Here is a 23995-nt window from a genome sequence, read left to right on the forward strand (position 1 = left end):
TATGCGCAGAAGCGACGAGGCAGTCGACGGACACACCCGGAGAGCGTTCGCGAAGTACGGCGGGACGGTCGCCCTCGGCGGACTACTCGCCGGCTGTGCCGGCGGCGGCGCGGAGTCCGATCCGTCGGGGTCCGACGGCGGCGACGAGAGCTACGCCGCGTCGATCTCGCCGACCGGCGAGGTGACGTTCGAGTCGCCGCCCGAGACGGTGTTCACGCGGCTCACTCACCACGCGGGCATGGCGTTCGCCCTCGGACGGAGCGACGGGCTCACCGCGATGCACGCGTCGGACTACTACGACGGGCTCTGGAACCAGTTCGTCGAGCGGCTCCCCGGCGTCTCGCTCGACTGGTCGGGGCTCTACTCCTCGTGGCAGCCCGACAAGGAGAAGCTGTACGAACTCGACAGCGACGTCCACCTCGCCGACCCGGCGTGGATCACCCGGCAGGACGCGTGGAGCCGCGAGGACGTCGACGAGATCGCCGAGCGCGTCTCGCCGTGGTTCGGCAACTCCCTCTCCGACCGCCACCAGGAGCCGACGGGCGAGTGGGCCGACGGGTACCAGTACTACGGCCTCTGGGAGCAGTTCGAAATCGTCGCGGAGGCGTTCCGCGAGCGCGAGCGCTACGAGGCGCTCGCGGCCGTCCGCGAGGAGCTCCTCGCGACGATCGACGATGGGCTCCCGCCGGAGTCGGAGCGCCCGACCGCGATCATGGTCGCGGCCGCCGACATCGAGCAGATCTACGCGTACACGCTGAGCAACCCCGGCTTCCTCACGTCGCACACGCGCCCGCTCGGGCCGCGCGACGCCTTCGGAGGGGGCGTCGAGTCCGGCACGGTCGTCGACTTCGAGACGATACTGGAAGCCGACCCCGACGTGATCCTCTACCTCGGCGGCTTCGAGCCCGGAACCGACATGGCCGGGCGGCGGGCCGCCTTCGAGGAGGACCCCGTCGGCTCGGAGGTCACCGCGGTGAAGAACGACCGGATCCACCCGCAGGGCGCGCGGTATCAGGGACCGATCCTGAACCTCTTCCAGCTGGAGATGACCGCGAAGCAGCTGTACCCCGACGCGTTCGGCGCGTGGCCCCGCTACGAGGAGGGCCCGTACCCGGAGATCCCCGAAGACGAGCGGCTGTTCGACCGGCAACGGGTGGCCGACGCGATCAACGGAGAGCTGTAGATGCGCGCCCGCGAGTGGACCGTCGCGGCGACGTACGGCGACCCGACCGACTACGACGTGCCCGCGCTGCCGACGTGGCGCGTCGAGCGCGGCGAGTGCGGCGGGATCGCGTTCGCGGCGACCGACCGCGACGAGCCCTTCATCGCCGCGGAGCGGCCGGTCCGAGTTCGCCGATGACCGCGGGATCGTCGGCCGCTCCGGCGCGCCCGATCGACGCCTCGGCCCGCTCGGGTCGCGTCGGCGACGCGACCCGCGACCGAAGGCCGTATCTCGTCGCGGCGGCGTCAACGGGTATGAACTCGAACCGCGATCGGACCGGCGACGCCTTCGGACGTGGACGGGTGAGCGAGCGATGACGGCGGGCGCGACCGGAGCGGTCGAGGGCCCGGACGGCCCGACCGACGAGCGCCCGCGCGAGCGCGGCGCGGTCGTCGTCGGCGGCGGCGTCGCCGGGCTCTCTGCGGCCGTGTACACCGCTCGGCAGGGGCTCGACACGCTCGTCGTCGACCCGGGCGGGTCGATCCTCCGGCGGAACGCGCGCCTAGAGAACTTCCCCGGCTTCCCGCTCGGCGTCGACCCGCGCCGCCTGCTGGACCTGCTCGGCGAGCAGGCGGAGACCGCCGGCGCGGACCGGCTCGACGCCCGGGTCACGCGGGTCTCGCTCGCCGACGGGGACCCCGACGCGGCCGACGCCGGAAACGCGGCGAACGGCGCCCGCTTCGCCGTGACCACCGACGAGGGCGACCGGATCGGTGCCCGACAGGTCGTCGCGGCGACGAAGAACGAGGTGGGGTATCTGACGGAGCTCGACGGCGTCGATATCGTCGACCGCGGGAAGGCGTACGTCGACGCCGACGAGCGCGGGCGGACCGGCGTCGACGGGCTGTACGCCGCGGGACGGCTCGCCCGCAAACCCCACCAGGCGGCGGTGTGCGCGGGCCACGGCGCGGAGGTCGCCGTGACGCTGTTGGAGGAGTCCGACGAGCCGTTCTACCACGACTGGGTCGCGCCGGAGGGGTACTTCACCGACCGCGACCGCGACGTGCCGCCGGGCTGCGAGGAGATCGCCGCCGCCGAGCGCGAGGCGCGGGAGTCGGCCGCGCTCGACGCGACCCGCGACCGGTTCGCCGAGCCACACCCCGACCCGCAGGAGACGCACCCGAGCCTGGAGGACTGACCGCACGCGACCACCCACCCAACCGTGATCGGAACCACGCTACTCGACATCGCGGACCACATCGAATCGCTCGCGGGCGAGGACGGCGAGTTCTCGCTCGTCTGCGCCCGGTACGGCGACCGGCCGGTCCCGGCCGCGGGGCTGCGCTTCGAGGGCCGCGAGACAGCCCGCGCGGCGGCCCGGGCGACGGAGCAGTACCGCGACACGCTCCGTCGGTACGACCCCGAACTCCCCTTCTACGACGTGATCGTCAGACAGGAGTTCGCGGAGCCGACGACCGGGACGGCGACCGGGGACCCGGGCCTCGACCGATTTGTCCCCGACCTCGACGTCGGCGCGGCCGACGAGCTGACCGACCGCGTGGTGGAGGCCGTCGACGACCGTCCCGCCGAGGGCGACCGCGACGCCGAGGGCAGCGACGGGAGCGCCCTCGATGGCGACGCGGATCCGCACCCCGACGCACCGACCCGGTCCAGACCGCCCGGACGGGGCCCGCGCCGCGACCGCGTCGAGTTCTGTCACGCCGCGGCGGCGGCGGCGTTCGAGGCGCTTTCCGCGGCGGGCCACGACCGCGTCGAGTCGGCGGTGATGGACGCGTACTTCGCGTTCGCGGAACGGCTCTCCGACCCCGACGACCTCTGTCTCTGCCTGCTCGAAGCGACGGCGATAGCGCTCGACCGCCACCTCGATCCGGAGGCGCAGGCGACGGTGCTGTCCGCGGCCGCCGAGCGCCTCCCAGACCCCGGGCCGACGCCGGCCGCGGACCCGGTCGCGGCCGCGTTCGACCGGCTCGCGGCGGTCGGCCTCGTCGAGGACTACGAGCGCGTCGGCGGCTCCGAACGCGCCGACGACCCCGACCGGGCCGCCGAGGCCGAGCGCGGCGCGACCGTCCGCGTCTCCGGGTACGCGCTGTCTCCGACGGACGGCCGCGTCCCGACGCTGCCGGTGGCGCTGGAGGTGTGCCGCCGCGACCCGCGCGGTCGGCTCGCCGGCGTGGCGCTGCTCGGGGGCGGCGGCGACGCGACCGGGTCGGACTGCTGGTTCAGGGTCGATCCGGACGCTCCCTCCCTCGACGGCGGCCCGTCGAGCTCGTCGGTTCCCTCGGAGAGCTGACCGCCGCCGGGAGGACGCGTCGCTCCGCCGCGTGTTCCGGATCTCCGCGTCTCGGGGTCCGCGTCCCGGCCCTCCGGAACCCCGCGTCGCCGCCCTACTCCTCGTCCGACTCGATCCGGACGAGGTCCGCCTCGACGTCCTCGACGAACGCGCCCTGTCCCCCGACGGTGACCTCGCCGTCGTCGGTCTCGACGACGAGCGAGTGCTCGACCGGGAACTCGTTGTTCCTCGGCTCCACCATCCCCTGTTTCGTCTCGACGACGCGGCCGACGATCTCGGCCGCCTCGTCGTCGTCGGTCCACCGCCCCCCGACGGTCACCCGCGGCGGGTCGCCGGCGCGGAGCCGCAGGGTCGCCTGGAGGACGGTGTGTCTGAAGTCGGTGTACTCGACGGGGAGCGGCGCCGGCTCGGCGACGGCCATCTCGGTCGCGGCGGGCCAGTAGTTCCCGAGGAAGGAGCCGACGATCACGGGCGCGAGCTGCTCCTGGGCGAAGGCGATGGCCTGTCGGTCGGTGGTCGACTGCCGGAGGAGCTCGGGCGGGGAGACGACACCGGCCGCGGAGTCGACCGTGAGCAGCGTCGGCATCGCCTCGCTCCACGTCCGGACGACGTTCGCGACGCCCGACAGCGCGGGGTCGTCCGCGTCGAGGCTCGCGTCGGCGTCGGAGACGACGAGCAGGACGAGGACGCCGCGGTCGACCGCGTCGGCGAGCGCCTCGCGCACCTCGGGGAGCTGCTTCGCGGTGATCGAGAGCGTCACCTCGCTTTCGGCGTCCGCGAGCAGCGACCGGATCCGCTTGATTACCGTGACCCGCGATTTGATCACCTCGAACTGCTCGGCCTGACGCTCCACGCGGGAGTACCGCTCCGCGAGCCCGGGTCGCATCGCGTCCACGTCCGACCGGAGCCGGTCTATCACCTCGTCCGGCGGGTTCGCCCGGATCGTCGTCGGCACGACGTGGTCGTTCACCTCGACGAAGCCGCGCTCCGCTAGCGACTCGCTCACGCTGTAGACGTACCGCTTCGAGACGCCCGCCGCGTCGGCGACGGTGCTCGCCTTCGCCTCGCCGTGTTCGAGCAGACTGAGATAGGTGTCGACCTCCTTATCAGAGAGTCCGAAGCGACGGAGGAGGTCGGTCAGCGTCCGGTCGTCCATACGCACGCCTCTGGCGAGCGACACTTATAGGAGTCGGTACCGGGCGGCTTCGCCGCTCCGCGACGGCGGCGACGGCGACGGCGACCGGTCACCGGAGCACGGCGGCGGCGTCGACCGGTCACCGGAGCACGGCGGCGGCGTCGACCGCGACCCGGACCCCGGCATCGCCGTCGCCGCCGCCGTCGCGGTCCACCGCGCTTCCGTCGCCGAGCAGGTCCGTCTCGACCCCGTCGGGGACGGCGACGGTCGCCGGCTCCGTCGCGAAGTTGACGACGACGAGCAGGGGATCGGCCTCGCTCCCGTCTCCCCCCGCCGGCGTCCGCTCGTACGCGGTCACCCGCTCCGCGTCCCCTTCGACGACGCGCACGTCGGCCGCGCGACCCTCGAACGTCACGTCGCCGTCGCGGAGGAGCGGTTCGGCCCCGCGCAGCGCGACCAGCCGCCGGTGGAAGTCGGTGAGATCGTTGTCGCCGTCGTGCCACCGGATCGGCCCGCGGTACGTCTCGTTGCCGCGCTCCTGCCCGGCGTAGATCATCGGCGCCCCCGGCAGGGTGAACGTCACCGCGGCGGCGGCGCGGAGCGCGTCGCGACCGTACTCCGCGAGGTAGCGGTCCTCGTCGTGGTTCTCGACGTACCGCATCTGCGAGCGGCCGTCGTCGAAGCCGAGCCACTCGCCGCGCGCGAGGGCGGCCTCGACCGCGTCGGCCGGCTCCTCGCCCGCGCCGACCGCGCGGAGCGTCTCGTACAGCGAGGTGTCGTAGTGGCGGTGGAACTCCCCCTCGCCGCAGAAGGGGTCGTGGGGCAGCGTCTCGTCGAGGAGCAGCGTGTCGTCCGGCACGCGGTCTGCCACCTCCTTCCAGAAGCCGTGCGGGACGCCCCACGCCACGTCGGCGCGGAAGCCGTCGACGACGCCGGCCCACTCGTCGACCACGTCGAGGAGCCACCCGCGGACCGCCGGGCTGTCGAAGTTGAGGTTCGGGATGCGGCCCCACTCGAAGTAGTAGTCGGGCGCCGCGCCCCCGTCGAGTTCGGCCCAGTCGATCCCGGTCACGTCGGCGACCGCGTCGGTCCGGCGGTAGTGGTCCGCGTACGCGTCGACGCCGGCCGAGTGGAGCTGGAAGGCGGGGTGGTCGCGGGAGGTGTGGTTGATCACTAGATCGAAGACGACCCGGATGCCGGCGTCGTGGCAGGCGTCGACGAGCGACTCGAACGACTCGCGCGAGCCGAGGTCCGCGGCGGTGTCGTAGTAGTCGGTGACGTGGTAGCCGTGGTCCGTCGGCGAGGCGAGGACGGGCGTGAGCCAGAGCGCGTCGACGCCGAGGTGGTCGAGGTACTCGACTCGGCGCTCGATCTCCGCGAACGTCGTCGGCAGCGTGTCGCCCGCGAACGACCGCACGAACACCTCGTAGATCGTCGGGGACTCGGCCCACTCGGGCGTCGGGTTCGGGTCGGCGACCGCGACCGACGCGGCCGTCGCCTCCGCAGCGTCTCCGTCGCTCGCGTCCGTCTCCACCCGCACCGTCTCCGCAGCCCCGTACCGCTCACCGTGCGGGGCCGCGCGGATCCGGACCGAGTCCGGGAGCTCGTCGAGCGGGACCGAGAGCGTCCGGCCGTCGGCGCGCGACTCGATCGCCGCCACTGTCTCCGGGTCGGCGTCGCGGTCGTCGACGAGGAACGTCACGTCGAGGGCGTCCGGATCGCCGGCGCGCTCCACGTCGTCGACGGCGGGCGCGGGCTCGATCTCGGCCGTCAGGCGGAGCCGGTCACTTTCCTCGGGGCCGTCGCCCTCGACGACGGCCGCGTCGAGCGATATCCGCGGTCGCCCGGGGCCAGAGACCTCGCAGTCGCCGTGGTACGCCGCCGAGCGGTCGCCGTCGGGGACGAAGCCGAAGCCGTGGCGTCCGGGCGGGACCCGCACCGTCGCGACCCACTCGTCGCCGTCGCGCTCGGCCCGGTCGAGCCCGAGTCGGTTCTCGTTGTGGGGCCACAGCAGGGAGACGCGGTCGACCTCGTCGTCGCCGTCCGTCGGGATGTCGGCGGCCGGGACGCGGATCTCCGTCTCCCGTCGCTCGTCCGGGAAGGCCCGGACGCGCTGTCGGTGCGTCCCGTCGGGCGCGTCGAGCGCGAGGACGTACGTGCCGGGAGCGTCGGGCGCGAGGTAGACGACCGGATCGTCGTCGCGGCTCGTCTCGCCCGCGCGGAGCACCGCGGTCGAGGGCGCCGAACCCGCTGCCGTCGCCGTGCTCGGCGGGCCGGTCGCGTCCGGGTCCGGGCCGTCTCCAGCGGAGAGCGCGCTGTCGGCGGGCGCGTCGCGGACGCGCCAGCGGTACGTGCCGTCGGCGTCCGGGGACCGCGCTGCCAGCTCGACGGACTCGCCGACGCTCGTCGTTCGCGGGGGGCCGGGTTCGTACACGACCCGCCTGTCGGCGCGGCGCGATTTGAGGGTTTCCGTTCGGCAAACGCGTGAACAATAATTACACCAAAGCTTCATACGCAGCGGCGGCGTGTGTTCGCGTAATGCAGCTTCGCGACGCGCTCGACGACTACAAGCGCCACGCCGGCGACGGGACGCGCTTCCCCGGCGAGCGGCGCACCGTCTCCGGCCGGTTTTCGGGCGGGGACGGTCGACTCGTCCACGTCGGCGACGACGGCGAACTCCGCGACTTCGGCTACCCGCTGACCGGTCGGACCGGGCTCGTTCGGTCCCGGATCGGGCTCGCCGTCGGCGACGAGGTCACGTGGCTCGACGAGGCCGACACGACGCAGCGGTACGTCGGCGACACCGCGCTGGTCGAGACGGTCCACGAGACGCCGCGCGCGACGGTCACCCGCCACGACGTGACGCTCGGCGACGCGCACCTCACGCGGGCCGCGGTCGAGTTCGACGGCGCGAGCAGCGGGGACGACGGCGCGGAAGACGGGGACGACGACGGGGCCGCCGTCGACCCCGCGGACGCGTCGCTCGTCGTCTACGCCCGCTTCGCGCCGGACGGCCGCGACGACCGCGTGGGGCAGCTCCGATACGACGACGCCGTCGAGGTGTACCACGCCGACGAGCACGACTTCCTCGCGAGCGCGACCGGCTTCGCCGACCTCCGCGGCCAGCTCCCGACCACGTTCCCCGAGCTGCTCGCCGACGACCCGACCGAGCTCCCGCGCGACCGCGACGGCGACCGGTACGAGGAGGAGCGCCTCTCCGGCGAGGTGATCGCCGACGTGCCGTTCGACGACGGGGTCGCGACGGTCGCCACGCTCCTGACGGACCGCGCGGAGACCGACCGCGAGGCAGCCCGCGAGCGCCTCGACGCGCTGTTCGCCGACCACGACGACGTCGACGCGCTCGCGGACGCGGCCGCGGACGCGCTCCCAGCCGTCCCCGAGTCGGCTCCCGCCCGCGAGTCGGTCGTCGCGGACCTCCGGGTCCTCTCGCTGCTCTCCGCGCCGTCCGGGCTCCGGATCGCGGGCCCCGACTTCGACCCGTACTACGAGCACTCCGGCGGCTACGGCTACACGTGGTTCCGCGACGACGCGGAGATATCCGGCTTCCTGCTCGGGGCCGCCGACGCGGTCGACCTCGACCTCGACGACTGGCACGCGCGGTCCGCCGAAATGTACGTCGCCACCCAACGGCCCGACGGCTCGTGGCCCCACCGAGTGTGGCCCCGCGACGGCGCGCTCGCCCCCGGGTGGGCGAACGCGCGCATCGAGGACGGGCCGGACGTCGACTACCAAGCAGACCAGACGGGCAGCGTCGTCGCGTACCTCGCGCGGGCCCGCGAGGCGGGGGTCGACGTCGAGGGGCTCGACTCGACCCTCGTCGCCGCGCTCGCTGGGCTCGACCGCACGCTCGAACCGGACGGCCGCCCGGTCGTCTGTCAGAACGCGTGGGAGGACTCCGCGGGCCGGTTCGCCCACACCGCCGCGACGTTCCTCGAGGCGTACAGCGAGCTCGGCCGCCACGGCGAGGGGCTCGCGGTCGACGCGCTCGACGACCCCGACGCCGTCCCCGGCGCGGCGTCGCTCCCGGACGACCTCGCCGCGCACGCCCGCGACCGGGCCCGCGAGGTGTACGACGCGCTCGACGACCTCTGGGTCCCCGAACGCGGCTGCTACGCTGTCCGCGAGACGCTCGACGGCGGGATCGACGATCGGCTCGACTCGGCGACGCTCGGACTCGCGGCCGCGCACCGCTCCTTCGACGCGCTCGGCGCGGCGGGCGACGGGTCCGGAGCCGGCGGCGCGGTCGACGAGGAGCGCCTCGACCGACTGGTCTCACACGTCGAGACGGTCGTTGACGGCCTCTCCCACGAGACCGACGACATCGCCGGCCTGATCCGGTACGAGGGCGACGGCTGGCGGCGGGCCGACCAGCTCTCGGAGAAGGTGTGGACGGTCTCGACGGCGTGGGGGGCGAACGCCTGCGCGGAGCTCGCCGCGCTGCTCGCGGCGCGAGACGACCCGCGCGCCGCCGAGATGGCGGCCCGGGCCCGCGACCTGCTCGCGCACGTCTCGCCCGGCGGAACGCTGTGCGAGCCGACGACGTACCTCCCCGAGCAGTACTTCGACGACGGGACGGCCGACAGCGCGACGCCGCTCGGCTGGCCGCACGCGATCCGGCTGGCGACGGTCGCGCTGCTCGACGACGAACTGCCGCAGTTCGCCGACGCCGCGACCGCGGACGACTGACCGAACCCCGACGACTATTCACACACCAAATCCGCGGAGCGGCGCGCGCCTCCGAGCGGCCGCCACCGGCGGCCGCGAGGTGCGCGTGCGAGGGAGTCGGGCACGACGTGGGCGACCGGAGGGAGCCCGCGGAACGCGCCCGACGAGGCTGGGGAGGCGTGAGGTGCGGTCGCTGTGCGGGTGGGACTCAAAGGGGCAGCCGCGGGACGGGCGCAGGCGACGTAAGTACCATAACGAGCGAACGAAGTGAGCGACCGAGGAGCGTGGTTCGAGACGCCCCCGGCGTCCCGTCATCACGAAAGGCGCGAAGCGCCTTTCGAACGACAGCGAGCGTGCGCCCGCCCCGCGGCTGGGGCTTTGGAGGTATCCGTGACCGCTCCGCTAGCACCGATTCATAAATACACGCCGAAGCCGCTGCCAAACAGATATTATCGCCACTCGTCGCGGGGAACGCAGTCGGACTCGCGGACCGTGATCCACCGGGTGGTCCGCTCGTCCGGGTCGACGTCCCGCTCGAAGAACGTCACCTCGCCGCCGCCGTCGCCGTCGGTCCGTTTACAGACGAGCTCGGGCGACTCGTCGCGAACACGCGCGGATGACGTGGACGTGGACATACGTCACGATTGATCCCCGGTCGGATAATAACTGTTGGTTTCAGTCGGTGAGTAATAGAAACTACAAAAGTAGTTAGCGCCGCACCGGGACGCCGCGATCGTCGAGGTACGCCTTCGTCTCCTCGATCGAGTAGTCACCGAAGTGGAAGATGGAGGCCGCGAGGCCGGCATCGGCGTCCGCCTCGGTGAACACGTCGTACATGTCCTCGGGACTGCCGCAGCCGGAGGAGGCGATGAGCGGCGTCGACACGGCCTCGCCGACCGCCTTCATCAGGGGGACGTCGTAGCCGTCCTTCGTGCCGTCCTTGTCGATGGAGTTGACGAACAGCTCGCCCGCGCCGCGCTCCTCGGCCTCCTTCGCCCACGAGACGGCGTCGATCCCGGTTCCCTCGCGGCCGCCCTTCTTCGTACACTCGAACCACACCGTCTCCCCGTCCTCGTCCTCGTAGAAGTGCTCGCCGGCGTCGTCGTACCGCCGCCGCGCGTCGACGGAGATGACGATACACTGGCTGCCGAACGCGGCCGCGCCCTCCTCGATGAGCGCCGGGCGCTCCAATGCGCCGGTCGTGATCGAGACCTTGTCCGCGCCCGCCCGGAGCGTCTCCTTGATGTCCGCCTTGGTGCGGATACCGCCGCCGACCGTCAGCGGGATGAAACACTCGTCTGCGACCCGGTTCACCACGTCGAGCATCGTCTCGCGCCCCTCGGCGCTGGCGGTGATGTCGAGGAAGACGAACTCGTCGGCGCCCGCCTCGTTGTACTTCTTCGCCAGTTCGACGGGGTCGCCGGTGTACTCCAGGTTCTCGAAGTTGACCCCGGTGTACACCGCGGCGTCGCCGTCCTCGTCGAGGTCGACGTCGATACAGGGGATGATACGCTTCGTGAGTCCCATTCGTTGTCGGTTCGTTGACCGCGCCCTCGGTTAAAATGCGCGGGGCTCACTCGGCGTCGTCGATCGCGGCCCGCTCGTCGCCGTCCTCCGCTCCTTCCGTTTCGCCGCGGTCCCGCTCCGCCCGCCGGTCGTACTTCGCGACGGCGCGGTCGGCCCGCGTCGAGATGCCGTTCGGGTTCCGGGCGGGGCCGCGGTCCCGGCGCCGCGCGACCAGCCCGTCGGAGGTCCCGCCGGCGAGGCCTAAGAGTACGTCGCGCCCGGTCGCGGCCCACCGCGTGGGGGTCGACTCGCCGCGGACCACGTCCTTCGCTGCGGCAACCGCGTCGGCGAGCGCGTGCGACCCGGTCCGGAGGAGGGCCGTCGGGCGGGCGCCGTAGTTCTTCAGCAGCCGATAGGCGAGCCCCCGGTACTTCCAGCCCCACTCGCTCGCGCTGCGTCCGCCGTCCGCCGCGGTCGGGGTCGGGAGCTCCTCCCGCGCGGCGAGTCCCGGCCGCCATGCCACCTCGCGGTCCATGCGGGCGAGCCGGTGCGCGGCGTCGCGCGCGCCGCCGACCCGGAGGTACTCGTCGAAGCCGTCGAGCTCGTCGAGGGCGTCCCGCCGGAACGCGACGTTCCCGCTCTCGAAGTAGGTAACGTTCTGCCCCGCGATCCGGCTACGCTCAGGCGCGCTCCGGTCGCCGGCGTCCGGGACGTCCGGAATGGCCGACCCGGTCTTCGCGGCGTCGGTCCCGCCCCCCGACTCCACCGCGTCCGCCTCGATTCCCGGCTCCGCGGCGCTCGTCCCGCCCGGCGGGATCGGCGTCACCGGCCCGGAGACCACGGGCGCCGCGTCGAGGCCGTCGTCGACCGCGTCGCGCCACCCCGGCTCGATCCGGTTGTCGTAGTCGACCAGCGCGACCGCGTCGCCCGTCGCAACCTCGATGCCGGCGTTGCGGGCGACGTTCACCGTTCGGTCGGAGATCTCGACCAACACGTCGACGTCGTCGCGGTCGCGAACCATGCCGGTCGTGCCGTCGGCCGAGGGCCCGTTGACGACGATCACCTCGGTGTCGGGCGCGTCGGCCGCCAGCGCGTCGAGGCAGGCGGCCAACCGGTCCCGGCCGTTGAGCGTCGGGACGACGACCGAGAGGTCCATACGTCTCGTTATCGGGGCGAGGAGGTAAAAAGGACTGTGTGTGTGTCCGGTCCGCGTCGGCTCCGAACCGATCGCGGGCCGGGGGCAACGGCGCGCGAGCCGCTCAGACGGTCAGGTAGTACACCTGCTTGCGCGCGTCCTTGAAGCTGTACCGCGAGTCGACGAGACCCTCCTCCTCGAGGCGGTTGAGCGCGTAGCGGACGGTGCGGTCGGGCAGCAGCGACTCGTCGGCGAGGCCGCCCTGCGAGAGGGGGGCGTCCCCTTCCAGCACCTTCGCCACGAGCTTCGCGCTCGGGGGGAGCTCGCGCAGGCGGTCGCGGTACTCAGACTCGGACAGGCGGTCTTGGTCAGCGGTCTCCGCGGGACTGGTACTCATGTCTCACACGAATCCCACGGGTAGTGGTAAAGGTTGGCTACATATAGGGGAATCCGCCTGTGATAATATAATGTGTTAATATCACGTCTCACCGGGCTATCATAGACGATCGATCAGGCGAGTTTTCCGGGGGCGGCCCGTCATTCACCCCGTGATCCCCGAGTCTCACGTCGACATCCTCGAAGCCGAGTCGTACGCCCACTTCGCGACCGTCGGGCCGGACGGCCTCCCGCACGTGACGCCGGTGTGGGTCGACCACGAGGACCGCGAGTACGTCCTTGTGAACACCGCCCGCGGGCGGCAGAAGGAGCGGAACGTCCGCGAGAACCCGAAGGTCGGCGTCAGCGTGCTCGACCCCGACGACCCGTACCGGTACGTCTCCGTCCGCGGCGAGGCCAAGCTGACCGAGGAGGGCGCGCGCGAACACATCGACGAGCTCGCGCGTCGGTACTTCGGCGTCGACGAGTACCCCCACCACGACGAGGAGGAGGGCGCGCGAGTCATCGTCAAGATTCCGGCCGAGAACGTCGCCACGAGCGGCTGACAGTCCGGGCTCTCGGCGAACGTTCGAGCGCTCGCCCCGACCGCCGTCGCGTCGAAGCCGACCGACCGCACCGGGGTCGGCGCCGGACCGCATCCAGTACGGTTTTGTCGGTCCGGCGTTCATCACGGACAACGTGAAGGGACAGGACTGGTACCAGGCCGACGAGGTCGCCGAAGAGTACGACGACGTCCGCTTTTCGGGAGGCGGGCGGCTCATCGACCGCCGGGAGAAGGAGGCCGTCCTCGCCGCGTTGGGGCCGATGGATCCGGGCCACCGCGTGCTGGAGGTCGCCTGCGGCACCGGACGGTTCACGACGATGCTCGCCGACCAGGGCGCGGACGTGGTCGGCCTCGACGTCTCCCGCGAGATGCTCGAACAGGCCCGCAAGAAGGTCGCCGCCGCCGGCCACGCCGACGCAGTCGAGTTCCTCCGCGGCGACGCCTCGCGGCTCCCGTTCCCGGACGACCACTTCGACACGGTCGTCGCAATGCGCTTCTTCCACCTGATGGACGACCCGGTCCCGTTCGCGGAGGAACTGCGCCGGGTCAGCCGCGATCAGGTGTTCTTCGACACGTTCAACAGCCGCAGCCTGCGGACGCTGTACACCTGGCTGCTCCCGATGGGCTCGCGGCTCTACTCGGAGCGACAGGTGGCCGCGATGCTCGGCGAGGCGGGTCTCACGCTCGCGAACGAGGAACACGACTTCGTGTTGCCGTACGGCTTCTACCGCGAACTCCCCGGCCCGGTCGCGAGGCCGTTCCGGGTCCTCGACGAGCTCGCGGGCGACACGATTCCGGGCGACTACGTCGCCTCGGTGTCGTACTGGGACGCTCGGGTGACGGACGAGGAGTGAGCGCGACGCGCCAGGCCTGTCCCGTCGACGACACCGCGGCCTGCCGTCTCGTTTTCACCGGGGCACTTCCCCGCTTCGCCGCCGGTCAGCCGGCCTCTTCGACGACCTCGCCGACGGCGAAGTTGGACTTCACTTCCGTCACTTCGATCTTCACGCGCTCGCCCACCTCGGTGTCGGGGACGATGATCACGTACCCCCGCTCGACGCGGGCGATCCCGTCGCCCTGCTTGCCGAGGTCCTCGATCTCGACGTACCGCATCTCACCCGGCTCGACCGGGGGCTGCGGCCCGTCGTCCGCTTGCGAGGCGGTCTCGTCGGCGTCGCCAGCCGACGCCTCGGTCCCGTCGCGGGCGACGAGCGCGACGCGGTACGTCTCGCCGGGCTCCAGCGATCCGGCGTCGATCTCTCGGTTCGGGACGTCGACGACGTACTCGCCGTCGTCCGTTTCGCGAACTTCCGCGCTGAACAGACAGAGGAGCTTCTCGGAGATTTCCATAGTAGACTCCATCGAAGGCTAGTCGCGGGCCAGTATAGTTGTACCGCCGACACAGTCAGGCCGGATCGACCCGCGTCGCGATCGGGACCGGATATACCCGTCGCGCGTCGCGACGCTACTCCCACCGGCCAACAAACGCGTCGACCAGCGCCGCCTCGGCCTTCCGGAGGTGTGCGCCCGTGGTCGACGGCGAGCAGTCGATGGCCGCCGCGACGTCCTCCACAGATCCGGTCCGCGGGACCTCGTAGTAGCCGACGCGNNGCACGGCCGCGAGCGCGTCGCGCAGCTGCTCCGGCGGGCCGACCAGTCCGAACGACAGCCGGCCCGCCGGCCGGAACACGACGGGCGGGACCGAGAGGAACTCGGTGTCGACGAACGCGTCGAGGAACGTCTCCGTCGGCCCGCCCAGCCGCTCGTACGCCTTGAGGTAGAAGGGTGGCTCGCCGGGAGACGTCTCGAACCGCTCGATCGCGGCGATATCCCGCAGCCGGTCGAGGTACCGCTCGCGCGGGGCCGCGACCCGGAACAGCGTCGCGAGCGTCTCGTCGGGCAGCCGCCGCCACGTCACCAGCTCGCTCCGCCGGTCGTCGCCGCCGTCGAGGAAGTCGTGCATCGGGTGTCTGACTCCCGGCGGAAACTCGAAGTCGACGTGGACGTAGCGCATGGGTCACTCACGCGGTGCCGGTCGCTTCCTGTTAAAATACACGGACAGATGCGTGCCAAGACTCAGTCCGCCGCGCCGCGGATCGATCCGTATGGGCGAGCAGCCGACGCGAGTCGACGACGCCGAACCGCCGCCGAGACGCGCCGCCGACGACGCTGGTCGTTCGACCGATCGCGGCGCCGACGGCTCCAGCCCCGCGACCGATCGCGGCGCCGACGGCTCCGGTCCGTTGCCCGAGCGCGGCGCCGGCGCCGAACCCGACGCGCCGCGTCCGCCGGCGCCCGGGGGGCTTCCGCTGCTCGGAAACGTCCACGAACTGGCGAGCGACGCGCTCGGCTTCTACGGGCGCCGCGCCGCGGCCCACGGCGGCGTCGTCCGGTACGACGTGTTCGGGACGGAGAGCTACCTCGTCACCGATCCCACGGCCGTCCGCCGAGTGCTCGTCGACGACCACGACCGGTACGAGAAGGGCGAGATGCCCCGATCCCGGCTCGGCGGGCTCCTCGGCGACGGCCTGTTCCTCGCGGAGGACGATGACTGGCGGGAGCAGCGGACGACCGTACGCTCCGCGTTCTTCCGCGAGCGGGTGGCCGAGTACGGCGACGCGATGGTCGACCACGCGCGCCGCGCGGCGGCGCAGTGGGACGACGGCGAAGTCGTCGACGTCCACGCCGCGGCGACAGACTACGCGTTCGCCGTCCTCGCCGAGAGCCTGCTCGGGAGCGACGTCGAACGGGAGCGCGAGACCGTGCGGGCGGCCGCCGAGAGCGTCACCGAGCGGTTCGACACCGGGCGGATGACCTCGTTCCTCCCGGAATGGGTGCCGACCCCGGCGAACCGTCGGTACCGGCGGCGGATCGGGGCGCTCCGGTCGACGATCCGAACGCTCGTCGCCGAGCGCCGCGCGGCCGGCCCGCCCGCCGACCCGGGCGCCGCGGACGACCTCCTCGGCACGCTCGTCGCGGCCGCGGAGCTCGGGGCGATGGACGACGACCGGCTCGTCGACAACGCTGTGACGTTCCTGTTCGCCGGCCACGAGACGAGCGCGCTCGGGCTCACGTACGCGCTCTATTGTCTCGCCGACAGACCCGAATTTCAGGAGCGGGTCCGGCGCGAGGTCGCGGCGCTCGACGGCGACCCCCGCCCCGCCGACCTCGGGGCGTGCCCGGCGTTGACCGCGGCCGTCGACGAGGCGCTCCGGCTGTATCCGCCCGTCCACACCTTCTTCCGAGAGCCGACCGAGGCGGTGAGGCTCGGGGGGTACCGCGTCCCCGCGGGGGTCGTCGTGACGCTCTCGCCGTGGGCGGTCCACCGCGACGGGCGGTGGTGGGACGACCCGACCGCGTACCGCCCCGAGCGCTGGCTGCGCGACGGGGCGGCGGGACCCGCCGACGGCGACGAGGCGGGAGGGCCCGTCCACGGCGACGAGGCTCCCGGTCCGGCGGTCGGTGAGCGCCCCGAGTACGCGTACTTCCCGTTCGGGGGCGGCCCGCGACACTGTATCGGGATGCGCTTCGCGAGACAGGAGCTCCGACTCGCGACCGCGACGCTGCTCCGGCGGCTGCGGCTGGAGCCGGTGACGACCGACCTCTCGGTGCGGGCGAGCGTGAACACGCGACCGGACGGACCGGTCCGCGTCCGCGTTCGCACGCTGGAGGAACCGCTCGACGCGAACGAGCCGTCCGATACCAGTTGACAAATACACATATGTACTTCGACAGAGATTCCTCGCGTATGGTCCGCTCAGACAGCAGCACGCGCCGTCGGATCGCCCTCGTCCTCGCGGCGGTGGCGCTCCTCTCGCCGCTCGCGACGGGAGTCGCGGCGGCCCAGTCGGTACAGAGCCCCTCCGGGTCAGTCGTCATCGCCGAGGGCGAGACGGTCGACGGCGTCGAGACCGTGGCCGCGACGATCGTCGTGCGCGGCACCGTCGAGGGGGACGTCTCCGGCGCGGCCGGGTCGATCCGGATCGCCGAGACGGGCCGCGTCGGCGGGAACGTTCAGGCCGCCGCCGGGACCGTCGTCGTCGAGGGGACGGTCGGCGGCGACGCAGAGGTCGGGGCCGGCTCCTTCGAGTTGACGGAGTCCGGGCGGATCGACGGCTCGCTCGACGTCGGCGCGGGCTCGATAACGGTCGACGGGGCGGTTGGCGGCGACGTCCGTGCGGGCGCCGACTCGGTCGTCCTCGGTCCGAACGCGGCCGTCGACGGCGAGTTCCGGTACGACGCCGAGACGTTCACCCGGAGTCCGGACGCGTCGGTCGCCGGCGGCGTCGTGGAGGACCCGAGCCTCGGCGACGGCGGCGGGAGCGGGATCGCCGGCGGCGGTGACCTCCTGCCCTCGTGGGTCGGCACCGTCTACGGCGCCGTCGCCAACCTCGTACTGGGTGTGGTCCTCCTGTTCGCGTTCCCTCGATTCTCTCGGGCAGTCGGAGACCGCGTCGGCACCGACCCGCTCGTCAGCGGCGGGGTCGGGCTCCTCGCGCTCGTCGTCGCCCCGGTCGCCCTCCTGCTCCTCGCGATCACGATCGTCGGGCTCCCGCTGGCGCTCGTCGGCTTCGCGGCCTACGGCGTCGCGATCTGGGTCGGGTCCGTCTACGGACAGTACGCCCTCGGCTCGTTGATCCTCGGCCGGCTCGGCAGCCCGAGCCGGTGGCTCGCCCTGCTCGTCGGCGTCGTCGCGGTCGCGCTGATCGGGCTCGTTCCGTGGGTCGGCGGGATCGCGGAGTTGCTCGTCCTACTCCTTGGGCTCGGCTCGCTCGGGCTCGGACTGTACGACGGGTACCGCGGTCGCGACCGCGGAACCGACCCCGATCCGGGGGCAGTGAGCGTCGACTGACGGCGCGGTCCAGGTCGCGCTTTCGACGCCGACGCTCCCCTCCGTGGCGGCAAGGACTTTTTCTCACCCCGTCGAACCGGGGCGCATGGACGAGATGGACCTCCCGCGCGCCGCCGTGTCGCCCCCGATCGTCACGCCGTTCGACGCCGACGGCGGCGTCGACGCCGACGGCGGCGTCGACGCCGATGCCCTCGCGAACCACGTCGACGCGCTCGTCGAGGCCGGGCTCGACGGGATGGTCCCCTGCGGGACGACGGGCGAGTTCGCCAGCCTCTCCGACGGCGAGCGCCGGACCGTGGTCGAGGCGGTCGTCGACGCGGCCGACGGCCGAGTCCCGGTGATCGCCGGCGCGGCCGACACCGCGGTCTCCCGGGTCCGCGACCACCTGTCGGCCGCCGCGGCGGCCGGGGCCGACGCGGGGCTCGTCACCCTCCCGTACTACCACGCGTCGACCGAACCGGCGGGCCAGCGGGCGTTCCTCGAGGCCGTCGTCGACGACGCCCCGCTCCCGGTGCTCCTGTACGACATCCCGGCGACGGTCGGCGAGTCGATCGACCTCGACGCCCTCGCCGGCCTGGCGCGTCGCGAGTCGGTCGTCGGCATGAAGGACACGACCGGCGACCTCACCGACCTCGAAGCGAAGGTCGCCGCGACGCCGGACTCCTTCGCCGTGTTCCAGGGCGTCGACGCGCAGCTCTACCCGAGCGCGAGCATCGGCGTCGACGGCGGAATACACGCCCTCTCGCAGGTGATCCCGGAGGTATTCGTCGCGCTCGCCGAGGCGATCCGCGACGGGGACGACGACCGCGCGCTTGCGTGCCATCGCCGCGCGGTCGCACCGCTTTTCGCCCGCTGCGCCGACCACGGCTTCGCGCCGGCGACGAAGGTCGCGGCCGCGCACCGCGGGTTCGTCCCCGACCCCCGCGTCCGGCCGCCGCTCACGCTCCCGGACGAGGCCGAGCGCGAGCAGATCCGCGCGGACGTGGACGCGGCGCTGGACGTGGTCTGAGAACGCTGCGGACGGGCCCTCCGAACGACCGCGCCCGCGACCGCACCTCGCCCGCTACCCGTCGCCGATCAGTGTCCCGTCGGCCGCCTTCGGCCCCTCGGAGTCGAAGACGACGACATCGCCGTCGGTCCGCTTGCGGGCGGTCGGGTCGTAGCCGTCGCGGACGCCGATTGCCTCCTCCAGTTCGCGCACCGCGCGCTCTTTCAATGCGGCGGCCAGCTCCTCGGCGTCATCGCGGGAGATGTCGCGGCCGAGCCCCTCGCACTCGTGGGCGCGGACGACGCCCGCCTCGTCGACGGCCTCGCCCATCGGCTGGCTCGTCCCGTCGAGGGCGACGCTGAACGGGTAGGTCCGGCAGATCAGCGGCCGGGCGTCGTGGACCGTACACGCGCCCTCGCCGTCCGACTCCTCGTAGAAGGTACAGTCGCCGCAGCCGTCGGTCGCGAGCGCCCACTCGAACGTCTCGCCGCGCGGCTCGCCGTCGGCGTCCGGTTCCAGCCCGAACGGCATCGGTCGGGCCACGTCGCGCCAGTCGTACGCCTCGCCGGGCTCCGCTTCGGCGGCGTCGGCGACCCGGCGGACCTCGTCCGGGAAGACGGTCGCGGTGTGGGGCTCGCGGTCGCCGTCGTCGTCGTGACAGCCCGACTCGGAACCGGCACCGTCGTGACAGCCCGACTCGGTCTCGTCGACTCCCTCACCCGCGGGCGCACCGCCCGGCTCGTCGGGGGCGTAGCCGGTACAGCAGCCGCCACAGCGCGTACACTCGAAGCCGATGGACTCGATGGCGTCCGCGAGATCGCCGACGTCGAGGTCGCGGGCGGCAGCGAGTTCGGCTTCGAGCGATTCCATACGCCCCCGTTGCGACGCCTCGCGGTTAACCTCGTCCCTTCCGATCACCGGGGCGCCTCGGTGGCAGGCGCGCTCCGGGCGAAGGAGCGAAGTGCGGCCGCTGCCTACCGAGGGGGCGTGAAGGAGTACGAGCGAAAACAGCTCCTAGAACGGGTCAACCGGGAGTCCTCGACGGTCGGCGTCGAAATCCCGGAGTCGATCGAGATCCAGGGCGAGGCGATCGACCTCCGGTCGTTCGTCTTCGAGATCAAGCGCCGCGACTCGATTCCGCCCGGCGAGCGCGACCGCGTCGACCGCGCGAAGCGGAACCTCCGTCGCGAGCGCCTCGACCGGCTCGAACCGATCGAGGAGAACGAGGTGAGCTACGAGGAGGGCGAGGCGCTGGCGTCGTCGATCATCGGGATCGACCGCGCGCTGGAGGCGCTGGAGGGGCTCGACGCCCCCGATCCGGAGACGGAAGCGAAGCGGCAGGAGGCCGCGGACCGGAAGCGCTGGATGAACTTCCTGAAGAAGGCGCTCGGCCGCGACGACGCCGGCGGCGGCGGTCGGACGCGCTTCTGATCGGGGCGCGGCGGCGGCGGCGCTCGCCGGCCGAGGGCTCAGTTCCCGGTGAAGTCGATCCGCGAGCCGCTACCGTCGCCCTTCCCGGCCGAGGGGCCGAGCCGGACGAACTCGTAGGCGTCGTCGTCGAGGTACACCGCGTCGTCCGCCACCGCGACGCCCACCGACTCGAGGACGGCCCCCTCGCAGGGCCCGAAGTTACAGTAGCCGCCGTCGGCCTCGAACGTGGCCCCGTGCTTCTGGCAGAACACCTCGCCGTTGCGCACGAAGGCCCCGTCGTCCTTGTCGAGGCGCACGTCCGTCCAGTGCTGGCAGTAGTTCCGGAACGCGCGCACCTCGCCCGCGGCCCGGGTGAGGACCGCCTCGACCTCCGGCGCGCCGTCCTCGCCTTCGCCGAGGTCGCCCTCGCCCTCGTCGACCGCCTCGGAGTCGACAGGGCGCAGCGTCGCGAGCAGCGTGCTCTCCTCCGGGACCTCCTCGACGCCGGCGATCCGGCGGCTCTCGTCCATGTCCGTGGGAGGCCGGCGACCGGCTTGAACGTTGCGCGTTCCCCGGCCGCCGCCCGTCACAGCCGCTCACCGTCGTAGTACCGCTCTTCGACGCGCCGGTCGAACAGCCGCGAGAGGAGCGTCGTGAGCGGGCCGGCGACCCCCTCGCCGTCGCCGTCGACCGCGATGCCGTCGACGGTCGCCACGGGGCGGACCTCCCACGTGGAGTTCGTGAGGAAGGCCTCGTCGGCTTCGCGGACCGCGTCCGGCGCGTACGTCCCCTCCTCGACCGGGATCCCCTCCGACTCCGCGAGTTCGATCACCGTCGTCCGGGTGACGCCGGGCAGGATCGGTCCGTCCAGCGAGGGCGTCTTGAGCGCTGTCCCGTCGGCGAAGAAGAGGTTCGCGGTCGCGCCCTCCGCGACGTTGCCGTCGGGGTCGAGCATGAGCGCCTCGTCCGCGCCGGTGACGCGGAGTTCGAGCCGGGCCAAGATTCCGTTGAGATAGTTGTGCGTCTTCGCCGCGGCCGGGAGCGCGCGGCTCGCGGGCTTGCGCGTCTTGGTCGTCTGGAGCGCGGCGGGCCCGCCGTGGACCGGATCGCTCCCGACACCGCCCCGGGGGAGCGGCTTCGCGATGACGACCACGGTCGGGTCGACCTCGGGCCGCGGGTCGAGCGTGCCGGGCTGCGTCCCGCGCGTGATCGAGAGCCTGACGTAGGCGTCCGCGAGGTCGTTCGCGGCGAGCGTCTCGTCGACGCGGCGTTTCAGCTCCGCGTCGGTGATCCCGTGGTCGAGCTTCAGCGTCTCGCAGGTGTCGGCGAGCCGGGCCGCGTGCGCGTCCCACCGGAAGACGTCGCCGTCGTACGCGCGTATCGTCTCGAAGGCGGCGTCCCCGTAGGCGAACCCGCGGTCCTCCACCGAGACGGTCGCCTCCGCGGCCGGGACGAGGTCGCCGTCGACGTGGTACAGTCGCTCGCCGTCGCCGGTCGCCGCCGAGCGGTCGGTGTCGTCACTCATGCTCTTCGCACACCTCCACGAAGTTCCGGACCATGCGCTTCCCGCGCGGCGTGAGGATGCTCTCGGGGTGGAACTGGACGCCGACGTGCGGCTTCTCGCGGTGGCGCACGCCCATCACGACCTCGCGCTCCTCGTCGGTTCGCGCGGTCTCGACCAGCTCGTCCGGGAGGGCCTCGCGCTCGACGGAGAGCGAGTGGTACCGCCCGACGCGGAGCCGGTCGGGAAGGCCGGCGAAGACGCCCTCGCCGTCGTGGGTTATCGTCGAGGGCTTCCCGTGGACGACCTCCGGCGCGTGGCCGACCCGACTCCCCCGGCTCGCGCACAGCGCCTGGTGGCCGAGACAGACGCCGAACACCGGGCGGTCGAGCGCGAAGACGGCCGTCGAGACGCCCGCCTCAGCCGGGGTTCCCGGCCCGGGCGAGACGACGACGCCGTCCGGGTCGAGCGCGCGGATCCCCGCGAGGTCGACCGCGTCGTTGCGGCGCACCGTCACCGCGCCGGCGACCTCGCCGACGTACTGGACGAGGTTGTACGCGAACGAGTCGTAGTTGTCGACGACGAGCACCCGCGCGTCGGCGTCGCCAGCGCCGGGACGCCAGCCGGCTCCCGCCGCCGCGGGCTCCGAATCGGGCCCAGCGCCCGTCTCGGCCTCGTCCACCGTCATCGCTCCGCCACCCCCTCAGCGGGTTCGTCGACCGCCATCTCGCCGGCGACGAGCGCCTCGTCGACCGCGCTCACCAGCGCCCGAGCCTTCGCGAGCGTCTCCTCGTACTCGGCGTCCGGGTCGGAGTCATGGACGATCCCGGCCCCGACCCGGAGGTGGTACTCGGCGGCGCGGCGCACGAGCGTCCGGATGACGATGTTCAGCGTCGCGCGTCCGTCGAACCCGGCCGCGAACATCGACCCGGTGTACGGGCCCCGTCGGGTCGGCTCCAGCTCGTCGATGATCTCCATCGTCCGGGGCTTGGGCGCGCCCGTGATCGTCCCGCCGGGGAAGCAGGCCGCGACCGCGTCCGCGAGCCCAACGTCGGGCCGCGCCTCCCCCTCGATCAGGCTCACGAGGTGCATTACCTCGCTGTAGCGGTCGACGCGGCGGTACTCGCTCACCTCGACGGTACCGAACCGCGACACCTTGCCAAGGTCGTTGCGTTCCAGGTCGACCAGCATCGCGTGTTCGGCGCGCTCCTTCTCGTCGCCGGTCAGTTCGGTCTCCAGCCTGGCGTCCGCCGCCTCCGTCTCCCCGCGGGGGCGCGTCCCCGCGATCGGTTCGGTGACGAGGCGGGCGCCGCGGTCGGGGTCGTCGGTCGGCTCGCGCTCCAAGAGGAGCTCCGGGCTCGCGCTCACGAGGTCGACTCCGCTCGGGCGCTCGCCGAACTCGACCAGCCCGGAGTACGGGGCCGGGTTCACCGTCCGCAGGGCGTCGTACGCGTCGAGCGGGTGGACCGCGGCGGGCGCGGTCAGCCGCTGGGAGACGTTCGCCTGAAACGTGTCGCCCTCACGGACGTACGCTTTGACCCGGCGGACCGCGTCGGCGTACCCCTCGCGGCCCACGTCGCTCTCGAAGGTCGCGCCGGCCGCGGCCGGGTCGGGCACTGGCCCCGAACTCGGGTCTCCACCCTCAATACGGTCTATCAGCGCCGCCGCCCGCTCGACGCCCCCGTCGAACACCGTGTCGAGCGCGTCGCGGTCGGCGTCGGGGTCGTCGAGTCCTGCCGGGACGCGCGGACAGGCGGTGACTCGGAGCGTGACGGACTCGGAACCGCCGTCGGCGTCGACAGGGCACTCCCACGCCGCGATCCGGTCGAAGAGCGCGGCCTGGAGCCGCGGGAGGCCGCGGTCGTCGACCGCTCCGGGACCGTCGGACGCCGGCGGCGGGAAGTCCTCGAGCTCGCGGGCGGCGTCGTAGGAGAGCCAGCCGAACGCGCCGCACGGGTACGGCACGTCGCAGTCGCCGCGGGCCAGCGTCTCGCCGTCGAGGAGTCCCTCTAGCGCCGTCAGCGAGGGCGACGGGCGCCGGTAGTCGCCGGTGGAGGCCGTCCGCGCGTCGCCGCCCGACCCCTTCCCCTCGCCGCTCGCGGTCGCGACGACCGCCTCGTCGGAGACGGTCAGCCGCTCGACCGGGTCGACACCGAAGTAGCCCCAACCGGACTGGCCGCCGGTCGTCTCGTAGAAGACGCCGCCGGGGCCGCACCGCGCCCGGCGGTAGGCCGCGAAGGGGTCGTCGACGTCGACCCGGAGTTCGACCGGGACCCGGGCGCCGTCCGGCGCCGCGGCCGCGACCGCGCGGAACCGGCCCCGGTCGGTGCGTACCGTTCGGTTCATGCGACTCTCTTCGGCGGTGGCGG

The 23995-nt window shown here is 72.8% G+C and carries 24 protein-coding genes; 11 read left to right on the forward strand and 13 right to left on the reverse strand.

What is annotated here, in order from left to right:
• Nucleotide 1: 1 nt before the first annotated feature.
• The 4 genes from Z052_RS11460 to Z052_RS11475 all read left to right on the forward strand — a co-directional run bounded on the left by Z052_RS11460 (nt 2) and on the right by Z052_RS11475 (nt 3473).
• Nucleotides 2-1183 carry an ABC transporter substrate-binding protein gene (locus tag Z052_RS11460; RefSeq protein WP_099289025.1) on the forward strand — a complete coding sequence of 394 codons (1182 nt, stop codon included), beginning with the start codon at nt 2-4 and terminating at the stop codon, nt 1181-1183.
• Nucleotides 1184-1360, forward strand: a complete 177-nt coding sequence (locus Z052_RS20520; RefSeq protein ID WP_169514834.1) for a hypothetical protein — start codon at nt 1184-1186, stop codon at nt 1358-1360.
• Between the two features lie 175 nt (nt 1361-1535).
• Complete coding sequence (locus tag Z052_RS11470) at nt 1536-2360, forward strand: FAD-binding protein (protein ID WP_099289026.1); 825 nt, start codon at nt 1536-1538, stop codon at nt 2358-2360.
• Between the two features lie 24 nt (nt 2361-2384).
• Complete coding sequence (locus Z052_RS11475) at nt 2385-3473, forward strand: hypothetical protein (RefSeq protein WP_094519244.1); 1089 nt, start codon at nt 2385-2387, stop codon at nt 3471-3473.
• 94 nt (nt 3474-3567) lie between these two features.
• On the opposite strand, the gene Z052_RS11480 is transcribed toward Z052_RS11475, so the two are convergent.
• Both Z052_RS11480 and Z052_RS11485 read right to left on the reverse strand, forming a co-directional pair.
• Nucleotides 3568-4629, reverse strand: a complete 1062-nt coding sequence (locus tag Z052_RS11480) for a TrmB family transcriptional regulator sugar-binding domain-containing protein (protein ID WP_094495262.1) — start codon at nt 4627-4629, stop codon at nt 3568-3570.
• 118 nt (nt 4630-4747) lie between these two features.
• Entirely contained in the window at nt 4748-7042 is a 2295-nt protein-coding gene (locus Z052_RS11485) for an alpha-amylase family glycosyl hydrolase (protein WP_099289027.1), read from the reverse strand.
• 104 nt (nt 7043-7146) lie between these two features.
• On the opposite strand from Z052_RS11485, the gene Z052_RS11490 reads away from it, so the two are divergent.
• Complete coding sequence (locus Z052_RS11490) at nt 7147-9315, forward strand: glucan 1,4-alpha-glucosidase (protein WP_099289028.1); 2169 nt, start codon at nt 7147-7149, stop codon at nt 9313-9315.
• A gap of 428 nt (nt 9316-9743) precedes the next feature.
• Here the strand turns inward: Z052_RS11490 and Z052_RS11495 are convergent, their stop codons facing one another.
• The 4 genes from Z052_RS11495 to Z052_RS11510 all read right to left on the reverse strand — a co-directional run bounded on the left by Z052_RS11495 (nt 9744) and on the right by Z052_RS11510 (nt 12332).
• Complete coding sequence (locus tag Z052_RS11495; RefSeq protein ID WP_099289029.1) at nt 9744-9929, reverse strand: hypothetical protein; 186 nt, start codon at nt 9927-9929, stop codon at nt 9744-9746.
• A 73-nt stretch (nt 9930-10002) separates the two neighbouring features.
• Nucleotides 10003-10821 carry an imidazole glycerol phosphate synthase subunit HisF gene (gene hisF / locus Z052_RS11500; RefSeq protein WP_099289030.1) on the reverse strand — a complete coding sequence of 273 codons (819 nt, stop codon included), beginning with the start codon at nt 10819-10821 and terminating at the stop codon, nt 10003-10005.
• A gap of 46 nt (nt 10822-10867) precedes the next feature.
• Nucleotides 10868-11956 carry a glycosyltransferase gene (locus Z052_RS11505; protein WP_099289031.1) on the reverse strand — a complete coding sequence of 363 codons (1089 nt, stop codon included), beginning with the start codon at nt 11954-11956 and terminating at the stop codon, nt 10868-10870.
• 103 nt (nt 11957-12059) lie between these two features.
• Entirely contained in the window at nt 12060-12332 is a 273-nt protein-coding gene (locus tag Z052_RS11510) for a helix-turn-helix domain-containing protein (RefSeq protein ID WP_008004753.1), read from the reverse strand.
• 151 nt (nt 12333-12483) lie between these two features.
• On the opposite strand from Z052_RS11510, the gene Z052_RS11515 reads away from it, so the two are divergent.
• Nucleotides 12484-12876: a PPOX class F420-dependent oxidoreductase gene (locus Z052_RS11515; RefSeq protein ID WP_049932365.1), complete on the forward strand. Its 393-nt coding sequence runs from the start codon at nt 12484-12486 to the stop codon at nt 12874-12876.
• A gap of 133 nt (nt 12877-13009) precedes the next feature.
• Nucleotides 13010-13729, forward strand: a complete 720-nt coding sequence (locus Z052_RS11520; RefSeq protein ID WP_094580187.1) for a class I SAM-dependent methyltransferase — start codon at nt 13010-13012, stop codon at nt 13727-13729.
• Between the two features lie 85 nt (nt 13730-13814).
• Here Z052_RS11520 and Z052_RS11525 read toward each other — a convergent pair whose 3' ends face one another.
• The gene (locus tag Z052_RS11525) at nt 13815-14225 is read right to left on the reverse strand and encodes a TRAM domain-containing protein (protein ID WP_049932362.1); all 411 of its coding nucleotides are present in this window, start codon (nt 14223-14225) and stop codon (nt 13815-13817) included.
• A gap of 115 nt (nt 14226-14340) precedes the next feature.
• Entirely contained in the window at nt 14341-14889 is a 549-nt protein-coding gene (locus tag Z052_RS11530; RefSeq protein ID WP_099289032.1) for a helix-turn-helix domain-containing protein, read from the reverse strand.
• 91 nt (nt 14890-14980) lie between these two features.
• Between Z052_RS11530 and Z052_RS11535 the strand changes: the two genes are divergently transcribed.
• The 3 genes from Z052_RS11535 (at nt 14981) to Z052_RS11545 (ending at nt 18736) form a co-directional block, all read left to right on the forward strand.
• Nucleotides 14981-16585, forward strand: coding sequence for a cytochrome P450 (locus tag Z052_RS11535; RefSeq protein ID WP_094580186.1), 1605 nt, complete (start codon nt 14981-14983; stop codon nt 16583-16585).
• Nucleotides 16586-16623: 38 nt separating this feature from the next.
• A complete protein-coding gene (locus tag Z052_RS11540) occupies nt 16624-17727 on the forward strand; it encodes a polymer-forming cytoskeletal protein (RefSeq protein WP_094521399.1) in 1104 nt (367 codons plus the stop codon).
• A gap of 85 nt (nt 17728-17812) precedes the next feature.
• Entirely contained in the window at nt 17813-18736 is a 924-nt protein-coding gene (locus Z052_RS11545) for a dihydrodipicolinate synthase family protein (protein ID WP_094521398.1), read from the forward strand.
• A 54-nt stretch (nt 18737-18790) separates the two neighbouring features.
• On the opposite strand, the gene Z052_RS11550 is transcribed toward Z052_RS11545, so the two are convergent.
• Entirely contained in the window at nt 18791-19585 is a 795-nt protein-coding gene (locus Z052_RS11550; RefSeq protein ID WP_094521397.1) for a YkgJ family cysteine cluster protein, read from the reverse strand.
• Between the two features lie 117 nt (nt 19586-19702).
• On the opposite strand from Z052_RS11550, the gene Z052_RS11555 reads away from it, so the two are divergent.
• A complete protein-coding gene (locus Z052_RS11555; protein ID WP_049932494.1) occupies nt 19703-20146 on the forward strand; it encodes a DUF5788 family protein in 444 nt (147 codons plus the stop codon).
• A gap of 38 nt (nt 20147-20184) precedes the next feature.
• Here the strand turns inward: Z052_RS11555 and Z052_RS11560 are convergent, their stop codons facing one another.
• From Z052_RS11560 to Z052_RS11575, 4 genes are read right to left on the reverse strand one after another with little or no spacing between them, the layout of a single operon-like run.
• Nucleotides 20185-20655 (reverse strand): Rieske 2Fe-2S domain-containing protein, encoded by a 471-nt coding sequence (locus tag Z052_RS11560; protein ID WP_049932353.1) that lies wholly within the window; start codon nt 20653-20655, stop codon nt 20185-20187.
• A gap of 56 nt (nt 20656-20711) precedes the next feature.
• Entirely contained in the window at nt 20712-21650 is a 939-nt protein-coding gene (locus Z052_RS11565) for an aminotransferase class IV (RefSeq protein WP_094521396.1), read from the reverse strand.
• The gene (locus Z052_RS11570) at nt 21643-22314 is read right to left on the reverse strand and encodes an aminodeoxychorismate/anthranilate synthase component II (RefSeq protein WP_241897931.1); all 672 of its coding nucleotides are present in this window, start codon (nt 22312-22314) and stop codon (nt 21643-21645) included. The genes Z052_RS11565 and Z052_RS11570 overlap by 8 nt, the downstream gene beginning before the upstream one ends.
• On the reverse strand, nt 22311-23972 hold the full coding sequence (locus tag Z052_RS11575; protein WP_099289033.1) for an anthranilate synthase component I family protein: 1662 nt from the start codon (nt 23970-23972) through the stop codon (nt 22311-22313). Before Z052_RS11575 ends, Z052_RS11570 begins: the two co-directional genes overlap by 4 nt.
• Nucleotides 23973-23995: the final 23 nt, after the last annotated feature.

Origin of the sequence: Halorubrum sp. C191 (assembly GCF_002727095.1) — an archaeon.
GTDB lineage: Archaea > Halobacteriota > Halobacteria > Halobacteriales > Haloferacaceae > Halorubrum > Halorubrum ezzemoulense.